The organism is Streptomyces litchfieldiae, from assembly GCF_031845365.1.
Classification (GTDB): domain Bacteria; phylum Actinomycetota; class Actinomycetes; order Streptomycetales; family Streptomycetaceae; genus Streptomyces; species Streptomyces litchfieldiae.
In genome coordinates this window covers 284,876-298,287 of record NZ_JAVREL010000004.1, presented here as the reverse complement: position 1 = coordinate 298,287, position 13,412 = coordinate 284,876, and the positions used below count along the sequence as shown (strand labels likewise).

Sequence of the window (13,412 nt, the reverse complement as noted above, 5' to 3'; positions counted from 1 at the left end):
CCGCGCCGCGGCCACACCGGCCGCCCCCGGGCTGTCCCCCGGACGGCGGTCGGCGCTCACCCGGCTGCCGGTCCGGTCGTTACAGCGCGCGCTCGGTGATGTCGCCGCGCAGGGCGGCCAGATCGACGGCTTCGGCCATGGCCCGGTAGCCGGCGTCGTTGGGGTGCAGGCCGTCGCCCGAGTCGAACGCCGGGGCCAGCCGGTGCGGGTCGACCGGGTCCCGCAGCGCCCGGTCGAAGTCGACCACCGCGTCGAAGATGTCGCCGGCCCGGATCCCCGCGTTCACCAGCAGCCGCACCCGGTCCAGTTCGGCCGCGTAGCCGTCGTGGCCGCCGAACGGCGCGAGCGTCGCGCCCACCACGCGCAGGCCCTCCGCCCGGGCCTCCTCCGCGAGCCGCCGCAGCCCGGCGAGGATCACCGCGGGGTCGGTCTGGCGCGGCTCCAGGATGATGTCGTTGATGCCGAGCTGCACCACCAGTGTGTGCGCCCCGGCCTGCGGCAGCACGTCGGTGCCCAGCCGGCGCAGCCCGCTGGTCCCGTTGAACTGCCGGTCGGGGGCGCCGTCCCGCAGCAGCCGGTTGCCGCTGATGCCCTGGTTGAGCACGGCGGGCGCCGGGGCGCCGGTCTCCTCGCGGAGCCGGGCGGCCAGCAGGTCGGTCCAGCGGCGGTTGGCGTCGGGCGTCGAGGTGATGCCGTCGGTGAGCGAGTCGCCCAGCACCACGACGGCGCCGGGGGCGGCCGGGCTGAGCACCTGCACGGCCGTCAGATAGCGCCAGAATTCGCCGGCCTCGGTGAACGGTGCCCCGGTCGGCTCGTCGGCGTGGTCGCCGGTCGCCAGATAGCCGGTCTGCTGCGCCATGCGGTGGTAGGTGACCGGGCCGGAGGGCCCCGGCGCGTACACGGTGACCAGCAGGTCGCCGCCGGGCGCCACCTCCAGCGTCACCGCGTCGCTGAGCACCGAGCCGCCCGCCGGAACGGTCACCGACGTCATGTCGCCGAACGTCACCCGCCGCAGGCTGCCGGGCACGGCGGCCGGGCCGCCGCCGGCGGCGCGCGCCAGCGTGACATGGGTGAACGTCACCGGTGCGGTGCCGTACCGGTTGGACAGCTCGACGCGGGCGCCGGTGCCGCCGACGGAGGCGCGCACCACGTTGCGCACGGAACGGTTGGCCAGGCCGTCGCGGGTGCCCGGCTCGCCGCCGGTCGGCGCGGCCGACCAGGTGCCCACCCATTCGGCGCCGGCCGCCGGAACGACCTCCTCGGCCGGCGCGGGCACCGGCGCCGCCGCCTGGGGCCGCGCGTCGCGGCCCGTTCCCATGGCGAGGACCACCCCAAGCAGCACGGCCGTCAACCCCGTCAGCAGGGCGAAGACCCGCCGCACACTCACCACTCCCACCAGCACATGATCCCACGGTCGGATTACCGGGGCCGCCGCGCCCGGGGCCGGCCACCGGAACCGCGACAATGGAACGCATGGCAGAACGAACGCCGGCCGCCGACGTCCTCACCGAGGCCGACGCCGTCAAGCTGCGCGGGCTGCGCCGGATGAAGTCGGTGGCGACCGCGCTGCTCGTGGCCGTCGCCGTCGTCTACGCCCTGGCGACCTGGGCCGAGCACCGCGGCGCCGGCGCCTGGGCCGGCTATGTGGCCGCCGCCGCCGAGGCCGGCATGGTGGGCGCGCTCGCGGACTGGTTCGCGGTCACCGCGCTCTTCCGCCACCCCCTCGGGCTGCCCATCCCGCACACCGCGATCATCCCCACCAAGAAGGACCAACTCGGCCAGTCCCTGGGCGACTTCGTCGGCGAGAACTTCCTGGCCGAGAGCGTCGTCCGGGACAAGCTGCGCTCGGTCGCCCTCGCGCGGCGGCTGGGCGCCTGGCTCGCCCGCCCGGAGAACGCCGACCGGGTGACTGCCGAGCTGGCCACCGCGGTGCGCGGCGGCCTGCGCGTGCTGCGCGACGCGGACGTACAGGCCGTGCTGGCGGAGGCCATCACGCGGCGGGCCGACACCCAGGAGATCTCGCCGGGACTCGGCCGCCTGCTGGAGAAGACAATCGCCGACGACGGCCACCGCCGTTTCGTGGACCTGATGCTCGCCCAGGCGCACGACTGGCTGGTCAAGCACCGCGACACGGTGCTGGCCGCGGTCGAGGGCGGCGCCCCCGGCTGGACCCCGCGCTTCGTGGACCGCCGGGTCGGCGACCGCGTCTACCGCGAACTGCTGCGCTTCGTCAGCGAGACGCGCGACGCCCCCGACCACCCCGCGCGCGGCGCCCTGGACCGTTTCCTCGCCGACTTCGCGGCCAAGCTCCAGCACGACCCGGAGACCCGCGCCCGCGTGGAGCGGCTGAAGTCGGATTTCCTCACCCGCCCCGAGGTGCAGGAGCTGATCGCCTCGGCCTGGGCGAGCGTCCGCGCGATGATCCTCACCGCCGCCGAGGACGACCGCAGCGCCCTGCGCCTGCGCGCCCGCGCCGCGGTCCTCACTCTCGGCGAGCGCCTGTCCGCCGACGAACGCCTCCGCGCGAAGCTCGACGGCTGGGTCGCGGACGCGACCATCCACGTGGTCTCCGGCTACCGCACGGAGATCACCTCGCTGATCACCGACACGGTCGCCTCCTGGGACGCGCGCACGACCTCCCGCAAGATCGAGCTCCACATCGGCCGCGACCTCCAGTTCATCCGCCTCAACGGCACGATCATCGGCTCCCTGGCCGGCCTGGCGATCCACGCGATCACCAGGGCCGCGGGAGGCTGAGCCACCGCCACGGCCGGTAGAATCGGCCGCCGAGCGGCCGTGATGGAACTGGCAGTCATGCTGGGTTTAGGTCCCAGTGCGCCTCGCGCGCGTGAGGGTTCGAATCCCTCCGGCCGCACTTCTCCACCCCTCTCCGCGCGCCTTGCCGCGTCCCCCTCCGCATGCCGTGCGCATGCCTCTTCGCGCTGCCGGCGGCCGGGTGGCGAATCGGAGGGCACGACCCGTGTTGAGTGGGTATGACCCTTGTGCAAGCGAGCACAAGTGATCGATTCATCGCGGGTGTTCACGGGGGGGGCGGTGCATGGAGGGATCCGAACAGCGCACGGTGCGCAACGAGCTCAGCGGGGAGCTGACCGGGCAGGCGGTCCAGGTCGGCACGGTCTACGGCGGCATCCATCTCGCCGGCCCCGGGGCGCGGCCGGCCGAGCGGCCGTGGCAACTGCCGCCCGTCGGCGGCCTCGTCGGCCGTGACAGCGAACTGGCGCGGTTGGAGCGCCTGCGGAAGCGCGCGGCCCGGGAGGGGCGGCCCGCGCTCGGCGTGATCACCGGACTCGGCGGCGTCGGCAAGACGGTGCTGGCCACGGCCTGGCTGCACACGCTGCGCTCGGCGTGTCCCGACGGGCAGTTGTACGCGGACCTGGGCGCGCGGTCCCCGGCGGGCGCCCCCGCCACGAGCGAGGTCCTCGGCTGGTTCCTGAACGGCCTCGGGATCCCGCCGGAGCGCGTTCCGGCCACCGCGGCGGAACGGGTGGCGCTCTATCGCACGCTGACCGCCGAGCGGCGTCTGGCGCTGCTGCTGGACGACGCCGTCTCGGCGGCCCAGGTACGGCCACTGCTGCCGGCCGGGCGGAGCGTCGTCGCGGTGACCAGCCGCTGGCGGCTGTCCGGACTGTCCCTGGACGGCGGCCACTTGCTGGACCTGGAGGCGCTGGACACCGACGCGGCCGTGGAGTTGCTGGCGACCACGCTGGTCGACGGCCGCGTGGAAGCGGAATGGGCCGAGGCGCGGCGGCTGGTGAGGCTGTGCGCGCGGCTTCCGCTCGCGGTGCGCGTGGCCGGCGCCCGGCTGGCCGCCCGGCCGCGCCGTTCCATCGCGGTCATGGTCCGGGACCTGGCGGAGGAACGCGACCGGCTCGCCGGGCTCGGGCTGCACGGGGACCACGACGTGCGCGCCGCGCTCGACATGTCCTACCGCGCGCTGCCGGAACGGGCGGCCCGGCTCTACCGGCTGCTCGGCCTGCACCCCGGGCCCGAGTTCGGGCGCGCGGCGGCCGCGGCGGCGCTGGGCGCGCCGGATCCCGCCGACGCCGAGGACGCGATCGACATGCTGCACGACGCCCACCTGCTGACCGAGGTATCCGACGGGCGGTACCGCTTCCACGACCTGGTGCGGCTGCACGCCGTCGAACGGGCCGGTTCCGAGGACGACGAAGCGCGGCGGGCCGCCCGGCGCCGGATCTGGGACACCTACCTCGCCACGGCCACGCGCGCCGAGGAGATCCTCGACCCGCACCACCGGACGCTCGTCCGCGGCTATGGCGCGGGCCCGGTGGTGGCCGAGGACTTCGGCGGCGCGGAGCCCGTCGTGCTGGCCTGGCTGGAGACCGAGCTCCAGAACCTGCTGGCGGTGCTGCGGGCCGCCGGGAGCGCCGGCGAGCCGTCGCTCGCCTGGCAACTGGCCGACGCCCTGCGGCCGTTCTTCCTGCGCCGCAAGCACCACGACGCGCGGCGCGCGGCGTACCGGGAGGGGCTGGCGGCGGCGCGCGCGTGCGGGGCGGTGGAGGCGGAGTTCCGGATGCTGGTCTCCGGCGGCCTGGGCGAACTGGACACGGACGCGCCCGAGGTGGCCCTGGAGATGTTCGATCAGGCGGCGCGGCTGTGCGCCGAGTCCGGCGACGAGCTGGGCCTCGCCCGCACGTTCAACTACCGCGGCCTGGCCTGCCACCGGCTGGGCCGGCTGGCGGACGCGGCCGCCCTGTTCGCCCGGGCGGCCGTGGAGTGCCCCCGGCACGGCGACGAACGGGCCGGCGGACTGGCCCGGCACAACCAGGGTGAGGTCGCCCTCGCCGCCGGCCGGGCCGGGGAGGCGGCGGCGCACGCCACCGCCGCGCTGGACACGCTGACCGCGCAGCGCGACCCGTACAACGCCGCGCGCGCCACCATGCTCCTCGGCCGCGCCCGCCTCGCCGACGGCCGGCTGGCCGAGGCGGAGACCGCGCTGGACAGCGCGCTCGCGTCGCTGCGCGGCATGACGGCCGACTGGGAGGTGGCCCGCGCGCTGGCGGCGCTGGCCGAACTGGCCGAGCGGCAGCGGCGGTTCGGCCTCGCCCGGGACCGCTGCCGGGAGGCGCTCGCCGTCTGTGCGGCGTTGCGGCTCCCGGCAGCGGCCGCCGACGAGCTGCGGGCCCGGCTGGACCGGCTCGACCGGCTGGCCGGACCGGCCGGTTAGCGGCAGGCCCGGCGGAACAGCACGCTCTGCTCGGCGGCGACGCCGCCCGGCCGGTGCCGGATCGCGTAGCCGGTGGCCGAGGCGAGCCCGCCGGGCGGCAGCCCGGCCGCCAGCCAGCCGTGCAGCAACGAGCCCCACACCGGCCAGAACGGCTCCGTGGAGATCACCCGCAGCCGGGTGACCGCCCCCGGGCCGGGCCGCAGCCAGCACTCGCCCGCCACGGGCGAGGCCACCACCGGCGCCGCCGGATGCCGCCGCGCCAGCTCCCGGATCCGGCGGGACCCGATCACCACGTCCGCGAGATCGGGCCGGGGCCCGCGCGCCCCGGCGTCCACCCGCAGGTGCTGATCCACCACGGGCGCGCCCGGGCCGGAGCCGGTGCGCACCAGCACGGCGGTCGCGAGGCCGCCGCCCCGGCCCGGCGCCGGATCCGTGAGCAGCGCCAGCGCGGCGGGGCAGTCCCGGCCGTCCGGCACCACCATCGCCATCGTCCGCCCGGCGCCCAGGCGTTCGGCCAGCGCCATGACCATCGGGGTCATGACGCCGCGCTCCACCGCTCGGGTCCTGTGGCGACCGTGAACGGCGGCGGCGCCGCCGTGGTGCGCGGACACGTGCCCCGGGGCCGCAGCCGCAGCTTCCGGTACAGCAGCCGGCGCATGTGGGGCGCGAAGCGGCCGGGCTCGGACGACAGCCGCTCCGCGATCCGCCGGTAGCGTTCCGGGCCCAAGCGGGCGGCGCCGCGTTCCAACTGCCTCGGCAGCGGCCGGGAGCCGTCCACCCGGGGCGCGAAGGAGGCGAGACCGCTCATGGGCGCCGCCGGGTCGACACCGCTCTCGGGAAAGGCGCTCAGCAGCACCGGCGCGCCCCCGACGGCGCCGTACAGCGCCAACGAGCCATGGTCGCCCACGACCACATCGGCGGCGACCACCGCGCCGCAGAAGTCGGCGTGCTGGCTGATCAGCGCCAGCCCGGCCCGGCACAGCCCGGCCAGCCACGTCTGGATCTGCCATTCCCCGTGCGCCGCCCAGGAGTTGGGATGGAGCAGCATGGCGACGCGGTAGGTGTCCGACGGCAGTTCGGCGACTGCCCGAGCCAGCAGTTCCGGCGTCTGCCCGAACATCGAGCGCGGCCCCCAGGTGGAGGTGAACAGCACCAGCTTCTGCTCGGGACGCGCGCCCAGCGCCGCCCGGTACAGGGCGCGGGCGGGCCGGCTGGCGAGTACCCGGTCGTACACCGGGTCCCCGACGACCACCGCCGTGGGCAGCGCCTCGGGGCACTGCCGCGCGAGGCGCTCCCGTTCCTCCTCGTGGGCGAGCACCAGCGTGTCGGCCACCAGGACACCGTCCTTGACCAGCCGCTGCCGGTCCAGTCCGTAGGCGTCCCGCGGTCCGGCGCCCCGTGCCCCCGGCCGGCTGCTCGCGAACTTGTTGAAGCCCGCGCCGTGCGAGAACAGCATGACCGGCGCGTGGAGTTCGTCCACGTGGTCGTAGGACGCCGCCAGCGCCAGGTCGAACCGCGTGTCGACCGCCTGCCGCCACGGCAGGGCGACCACGCCCCGCCGGTGGAGGTCCTCGGCGACCCCGTGGTTGAACACGTCCGGCGCGACGGTGAAGGTCACCTCGATCCGCAGGTCGTTCTCCAGCAGCCGCACCACGTCCAGCAGCCGCTGACCGCCGACCAGCGTGTGGACCACGACCAGGACGCGCCGCTCGGTGCGCCGGGTGGCCCAGCGTTCGGAGTCCAGGCGCAGGGGCACGGCACGGCCGCCCCCCGCATCCGGGATCACATTCATCGCATTTTCCCCAGTTCCTCACTGCGCCCCGGGCGCCCGCCGGTTGGCCGGCGCCCGGGACGTCCCCCTTGACGGACCGCGCGGTTCGCGGTCACACGGGCGTGGTGCCCGGCGCACTTGGACGGCTGCCTTGCGGCCACGTTGCAGGGACCTTGCAGCGGCCCCGTGCGCCCGTTTCATGCCACCGTGCGCCCCTGCGTCCCACCCGAGGCCGCCCACGAGCCGCTGCGGACGGCGTCCGGCGCTGTCGAGACTTGACGGTGAACGGGCAATCGTCAGCCGACGAGCGCGAACCAGCGGGGGGATGCTGGTGTTCCGTGTACTGGGGCCCCTGGACGTGTCACACGAGGGGCAACGCTGTGAACTCACCTCGGCCAGGCAGCGAGCGGTACTGGCCGTGCTGCTGTGCGCCGAGGGCCGGCCGGTGTCGGTCGAGGAACTGGTCGACAAGGTCTGGAACGGCACCCCGCCACCGGAGGCGGTGAACTCCCTGCGCAGCCACGTCTCGCGACTGCGCAAGCGGCTGCGCGGGGTGGTGGGCGGGTGGGCGGACATCGAGCGCCCCGGACCCGGCCAGTACCACCTGCGCGTCGACGCCCCCGAGGCGGTCGACTTCCTGCGCTTCCGCCACCTGCGGGGCCGGGCCCGGGCGGCGGTGGCCGACGGCCAGGAGAAACGCGCCGTCGAACTGTTCCGGGAGGCGGAGGCGTTGTTCCGGGGCGAGCCGCTGGCGGGCTTCACCGCCGACTGGGCCTGCGCGCAGCGCGAGCGGCTCACCGAGGAACTGCGCGGGATGCGCGTGGAACGGATCCGGCTGGAGCTCGACCTGGGCCGGCACGCCGACCTGACCGGCGAGCTGCGGGAACTGGTGGCCACCGACCTCCTTGCCGAGAACTTCGTGGAGCTGCTGATGCTCGCGCTCCACCGCAGCGGCCGGGCCAGCGCGGCGCTCGCCGCGTACCGCGCGCTGCGGCAGCGGCTCGCCGAGGAGACCGGCCAGCCGCCGGGCGCCGCCCTGGAGAGACTGCACCAGCGGATGTTGGCCGAGGACCCCTCGCTCCTGCTGCCGGCGGACCCCGGGCGACCGGTCGGTGCCCCGTGCACCCTGCCCCGCGACACCCCCGACTTCACGGGGCGCGAGGCCGAGTTGCGCGAGCTGCTCACCCTGGGCGACGGCGCGCAGCCGGTGTCCCCGGTCACGGTCGTGCACGGCCTGGGCGGCATGGGCAAGACGGCGCTGGCGGTCCGCGCCGCCCACGCGCTGCGCGACCGCTTTCCGCACGGCGTGTACTTCGTGCAGCTCCGCGCCCACGACCAGCAGCCGCGCAGCCCCATGGACCTGCTGGCGACACTCGCGATGGACGCCGGGATCCCGCTGACCCAAGTGCCGAGAGACCTCTCGGACTGGATGTCGGTGTGGCGGAGCTGGACCGCCGACCGCAGCCTGCTGCTCGTCCTCGACGACGCGCGCGACGCCGAGCAGGTACGCCCGCTGATCCCGGCTTCGCCGGCGTCCGGGGCCATCGTCACCAGCAGACGCAGGCTGGCGCGGCTGGAGGGCGCGCGCTTCGTCTCCCTGGGCGCGCTGTCCGAGTCGGAAGCCGCCGGCCTGTTCGCGCGGATCGCGGGCGACGAGCGGCCCCTGGACCCGGGCGACCTGAGCCGCGTGGTCGGCCTGTGCCACCGCCAGCCGATGATGCTGCGGCTGACCGCCTCCCGGTTCCGCCACCGGGACGCCTGGACGCTGACCGATCTGGCGGACCAACTGGCCGACAGCGGCGAACCGTTGGGCGAGGACGGCGCCAACGCCGGCGTTTTCTCACTGTCCTACCGGGAACTCGGCGAACCCGCGCGGCGGCTCTTCCGGCGCCTGGCCCTGCATCCCGGCCCCGATCTCGACCGGCTGGCGGTCGGTGCGCTCATGGCCGAGGAGCGTGGGATCTCCGCGGCGATCGAGGAACTGCTCGACTGGCATCTGCTCACCGAGCGACTCCGGGGCCGGTACAGCTTCCACGACCTCGTCCGCGGCTTCGCCCAGCGGCTCGGCCGGGAGGAGGACACCGCCGCCACGCGGGCGACGGCCACCCGGCGGCTGCTGAGCCACTACCTCACCCGTGCCGAGGAGGCGGACCGGATCCGCCACCCGGCGCGGCGACGCCTGGAAGTGGGCCCCGAGTGCCGGTACGGCGACTCGGGCGGCTTCCGAGGCGCGGACGACGCCGCGGACTGGCTGGACCGGGAGAAGTCCAACCTGCTGGCCGTCGCGAGGCTGGCCGTCGAGGTCTCGCCGGACCACGCCGCGCTCTTCCCGCACTTCCTCGCCCGCGCCTTCCTCACCTGGGGCGCCCGGCACATCGGCGCCGAACTCTTCAGCGCCGCCATCGCGGTGCTGACCGCGCGCGGCGACTCCTCCGCGGTGGCCCGCAACCTGGTGGAACGCGCCACGATCCTGTGCGAGGAGAACCACTCCGAGGCGGCCCGTTCGGCGTGGCGGGCGGTCCCCATCGCCATCCGCAACGGCGACCGGCACACCGAGGCGGACGCCCATGTGCAACTGGCCCGGGCTCAGTTGGCGGCGGGCCGGCACGACCGGACGCACGAGTACCTGAACCGCGCGCTGCCGCTGTACCGGCTGGTCGGCGACCGCCATGGCGAGGCCGAGGTGCTGAACCTCCGGGCGGTGTCGCTCGGTTACGCCGGGGACCTGGACGGCGCCTTCCGGCAGTGCCGCGAAGTGCTGGCGCTCCAGCGCCGGATCGGAAACGCGCACGGCGAGATGCGGGCCCTGAACAACCTCTCCGAGGCGTGCTACCTGGCCAAGCGCTACGACGAGGCCCTGGGGTACCTGGTCGAGGCCCGGGTGCTGGCCGAGCGGGTGGGGTCGCGCCGTGAGGTGGCGAACGTCCACAACAACATGGCGAACGTCTACCGGGCGACCGGCCGGACGGCCGAGGCGTTCACCTACTACCGCCGTGCGCTGGAGGGTTACAGCTCGGACCGGCAGGAGGCGCTCAGCACGGCCGATGCCCACATCAACATAGGGCGGGCGCTGCAGGAGTCCGGGCAGGCCGCCGAGGCGCTGACGCACTTCACCACGGCCCTGGACATCGCCCGGCGCATCGGGAACGGGTTCGAGACCCAGCGGGCGCTCCTCGGCATCGCCGCGTGGCAGCAGGCCGCGGGGCGTTACGGCGCCGCTCTCGACGCGTATCAGGAGGCGCTGGAGATCGCCGAGCGGATCAACGTGACGGACGGGCGGGCACGCGCCCTGGACGGGGTGCACCAAGTGCTGCTGCGCATCCGCGGCGCGGACGCGGCCCGGGACCACGGACTGCGCGCCTTGGACCTCTACCGGCGGCTGGGCGCCACCGAGGAGGCGGCGGCCGTGGAACGACGGCTCGCCGGCCCGGCGGTGGACGTGTCCTGAGAGCCGGGCCGGCGGTTCATCACCGCCCGATTATCCACATCCAGATCCGCTGGCTGTCCTGCGCCGCCACGTGCTGGCCGGCGTTCGAGCGGGAGAAGTGGGGGACCGGGGTGGTGATGCGGTGGTGCGTGAGCACGGCGTCTCCTGTTACTACAAATTGCCTGGTGTAACGGAGTGGCGAGTGTAGTTGGATCTTGGGGCCCCGGTGTGCCACTGGGGCGCGCGGGGGACGCCTCGCGCCCCCAGTTCGGGGTTATGGCACATATGTCCTGCCGTGCATGGGGCTTTGGCATATGCCGCCAGTCTGTGCCCGCCGCTGGGCGACGCCGGCCAACGGCGCGCTGAAGTCCCCCTGAAGAAACGGTTGCGGCACGTCAATGCCCCGAGGGCCGGGGGCGGGTGGTGCCCCGGGCGGGGGGCGGCAGCGATAGCGTGTACCCGTACCACCCATTCGTGACCTGCTTCTCCGGTTCCTCCAGGAGGATCGACCATGGCAACCACACGCATCGCGACGACGAACTGGGAAGGCTCCCTGATGGAGGGCGCCGGCACCGTTTCCCTGGACTCGTCCGGGGTTGGGAAGTTCGACGTGAGCTGGCCCTCCCGGGCCGAGGAGCCGAACGGGCGGACCAGCCCGGAGGAGCTCATCGCCGCCGCGCACTCCTCCTGCTTCTCGATGGCCCTCTCGCACGGGCTCGCCGGTGCCGGCACGCCGCCGGAGACGGTGCAGACCCAGGCCAGCGTCACCTTCCAGCCGGGGCAGGGCATCACCGGCATCGTGCTCAGCGTCAAGGCGCGGGTGCCGGGGCTGTCCGCCGAGGACTTCCAGACGGCGGCGCAGAACGCCAAGGAGAACTGCCCGGTGAGCAAGGCGCTGGCCGGTGCCCCGATCACCCTCGAGGCCGAGCTCCTCGCCTGACGGCGCGCGTTCCGGCCCCGTCCGGCGGCGGGGCCGGGACGTTCAACCGGTGGCCGAAAGTTGTTGACCCTCCGGGCGCGGCTCCACTGTGCTGGTGCGCATGGGCACAGGCAAGGCGATGACTCGCTCGGCGTTTCTCAGGGGGACGGCCGGGGCCGCCCTCGGCGGCGGACTGGCGCTCGGCACCGGCCGGGACGCGTCGGCCGCCGCGCTTCAGGTGAACAAGATCCGTGACCTCACCGGTCCTGGGCTGACCACGCGTTTCCGCATGGAGGCCACGGACCTCGGCATTCCCGTCCGGACGCCGGACGGCCGGCTGCTGTTCGTGTTCGGCGACACCTTCGAGGGCGCTGCCGTCGGGCCGGGCCGGTGGCGTTCGCCGGTGGGGCTGTACTCGACCACGACCGATCTGAACGCGGGCGTGACGTGGTCCGGGGCGGTGGGCGGCGCCGCCGCCGAGCAGTTCTGGTACTACGAGCACGACAACCCGGTCTTCTCCACGGTGCTGCCGTCCGACGTGATCACCATCGGCAACACCATCTATCTGCACGTCATGGTCAACAAGGGCCTGGGGAACGTCGTCTGGACCGAGATCTGGCGGTCCACCGACTCGGGCGCGACCTGGCAGCACACCGGCGCGAAGTTCCCCTCCGACCTGCACGGCGGGATGTTCCAGTTGCTGACCTGGGGCGAGGGCAACGACGGCTTCGTGTACGTCTGTTCGACCGGCTTCCAGCGGGACAAGCCGATCATCCTGCACCGCGTCCGCTCCGACCGCATCACCGACCTCGCCGCGTACGAGCCCTGGGGCTGGCGAGAGGGGGTCTGGGCCTGGGGCAACCCGCCCACCCCGATCCTGGAGGGCCGCTTCGGCGAGCTGTGCCTGCGGCCGCTGGGCGGCAAGTGGATCCTGACCTGGTTCAACGAGGGCGACTACCGCATCGACGGCATCGTCATGGACACTCCCACCTCCAACCTCTACCGCCCACCGCGCCACCCTGATCCGGGTCGACGCGTGCGACGCGGCCGGGCTGCGCCGGGCCATGGCCGAGACGGCGCCGGACGCGGTCATCCACCAGCTCACCGACCTCGGGCACGCGGACGGCGCCGCCAACAACCGGCTGCGCCACGAGGGCACCCGCCACCTGGTGGACGCGGCGCGGGCGGCGGGCGTGGCCCGGATCGTGGCGGCGTCCATCAGTTGGGCCTACGCCCCCGGGGACGGCCCGGCCGACGAGACTGTGCCGCTCGACACCGGCGCGGCGCATCCCCGGTCCCGAGTGGTCGACGGGGTGCGGGCGCTGGAGGAGACCGCGGCCGAGCTCGGCACGGCGGTGCTGCTGCGCTGGCCGGCGATCCGGCGGCGCGTTTCCTGGGGAGCGTCGAGGCGAACGACGCGGTCAGCTCGTTCCTCCACGTCGACGACGCGGCGAGCGCCGCCGTCGCCGCCCTGGACTGGCCGTCCGGCCCGGTGAACATCGTGGACGACGAGCCCGCGCGGGCCCGCGACTGGCTGCCGGTCCTGGCGAAGGCGCTGGGGGTGCCCGCCCCCGCGCCCGGCGCGGGCGGCCCGGCCTGGGCGCGCGGGGCGGTCAACGCGCTGGCCCGGGAACGGGGTTGGCGCCCCGGGCGGCCGACCTGGGCGACGGGCTTCGGCGGTGAGTGACCCAGCGCCCCCGGCCCGCCCGGCCGGGGACCTACGATGGGCCGCATGGCGAGCGTCGTGAAGATCAACGTGCTGACCGTTCCCGAGGAGCAGCGGGAGACCCTGGAGAAGCGCTTCAGCGCGCGGGCCGGGGTGGTGGAGAGCCAGGACGGCTTCGAGTGGTTCGAGCTGCTGCGGCCGGTCGAGGGCACCGACACCTATCTCGTGTACACGCGCTGGCGCAGCGAGGAGGACTTCCAGAACTGGCTGAACGGGCCCATGCGCGAGGCACATCAGGGCGGCGGCGGGCGGCCCGCGGCGTCCGGGGCCACGCTGTGGTCGTTCGAGGTGGTCCAGCAGGCCGGCCCCAAGGCCGGCTGAGCCGGGGGCCCCTCACAACGACGACACTGCACAACGACGACA

Annotated in this window: 9 protein-coding genes, 1 tRNA gene and 1 pseudogene; 8 read left to right on the top strand and 3 right to left on the bottom strand. The window is 74.7% G+C overall.

Annotation, left to right across the window (positions count from 1 at the left end; translation table 11 throughout):
• Window positions 1-79 precede the first annotated feature (79 nt).
• Window positions 80-1,387: an SGNH/GDSL hydrolase family protein gene (locus RM590_RS10065; protein WP_311704186.1), complete on the bottom strand. Its 1,308-nt coding sequence runs from the start codon at window positions 1,385-1,387 to the stop codon at window positions 80-82.
• 77 nt (window positions 1,388-1,464) lie between these two features.
• On the opposite strand from RM590_RS10065, the gene RM590_RS10060 reads away from it, so the two are divergent.
• From RM590_RS10060 to RM590_RS10050, 3 genes are all read left to right on the top strand, one after another.
• Window positions 1,465-2,757 carry a DUF445 domain-containing protein gene (locus RM590_RS10060; protein ID WP_394813838.1) on the top strand — a complete coding sequence of 431 codons (1,293 nt, stop codon included), beginning with the start codon at window positions 1,465-1,467 and terminating at the stop codon, window positions 2,755-2,757.
• A gap of 33 nt (window positions 2,758-2,790) precedes the next feature.
• Window positions 2,791-2,875 (top strand) — tRNA-Leu (locus tag RM590_RS10055).
• Between the two features lie 183 nt (window positions 2,876-3,058).
• Window positions 3,059-5,206 (top strand): ATP-binding protein, encoded by a 2,148-nt coding sequence (locus RM590_RS10050; RefSeq protein ID WP_311704085.1) that lies wholly within the window; start codon window positions 3,059-3,061, stop codon window positions 5,204-5,206.
• On the opposite strand, the gene RM590_RS10045 is transcribed toward RM590_RS10050, so the two are convergent.
• Together RM590_RS10045 and RM590_RS10040 are read right to left on the bottom strand one after the other, a co-directional pair.
• Window positions 5,203-5,745: a hypothetical protein gene (locus tag RM590_RS10045; RefSeq protein ID WP_311704084.1), complete on the bottom strand. Its 543-nt coding sequence runs from the start codon at window positions 5,743-5,745 to the stop codon at window positions 5,203-5,205. The genes RM590_RS10050 and RM590_RS10045 overlap by 4 nt on opposite strands.
• The gene (locus tag RM590_RS10040; protein ID WP_311704083.1) at window positions 5,742-6,998 is read right to left on the bottom strand and encodes a hypothetical protein; all 1,257 of its coding nucleotides are present in this window, start codon (window positions 6,996-6,998) and stop codon (window positions 5,742-5,744) included. The genes RM590_RS10045 and RM590_RS10040 overlap by 4 nt, the downstream gene beginning before the upstream one ends.
• 310 nt (window positions 6,999-7,308) lie before the next feature.
• Between RM590_RS10040 and RM590_RS10035 the strand changes: the two genes are divergently transcribed.
• The 5 genes and pseudogenes from RM590_RS10035 to RM590_RS10015 all read left to right on the top strand — a co-directional run bounded on the left by RM590_RS10035 (window position 7,309) and on the right by RM590_RS10015 (window position 13,370).
• Window positions 7,309-10,425 (top strand): AfsR/SARP family transcriptional regulator, encoded by a 3,117-nt coding sequence (locus RM590_RS10035; RefSeq protein WP_311704082.1) that lies wholly within the window; start codon window positions 7,309-7,311, stop codon window positions 10,423-10,425.
• Window positions 10,426-10,915: 490 nt separating this feature from the next.
• Window positions 10,916-11,344, top strand: coding sequence for an OsmC family protein (locus RM590_RS10030; protein WP_311704081.1), 429 nt, complete (start codon window positions 10,916-10,918; stop codon window positions 11,342-11,344).
• Between the two features lie 100 nt (window positions 11,345-11,444).
• Window positions 11,445-12,281: pseudogene (locus RM590_RS10025) on the top strand (DUF4185 domain-containing protein); the annotation flags it as partial.
• Between the two features lie 61 nt (window positions 12,282-12,342).
• The gene (locus RM590_RS10020; RefSeq protein ID WP_311704185.1) at window positions 12,343-12,819 is read left to right on the top strand and encodes an NAD-dependent epimerase/dehydratase family protein; all 477 of its coding nucleotides are present in this window, start codon (window positions 12,343-12,345) and stop codon (window positions 12,817-12,819) included.
• 236 nt (window positions 12,820-13,055) lie between these two features.
• Window positions 13,056-13,370 (top strand): antibiotic biosynthesis monooxygenase family protein, encoded by a 315-nt coding sequence (locus tag RM590_RS10015; protein WP_311704080.1) that lies wholly within the window; start codon window positions 13,056-13,058, stop codon window positions 13,368-13,370.
• The last annotated feature ends 42 nt before the right edge of the window (window positions 13,371-13,412 follow it).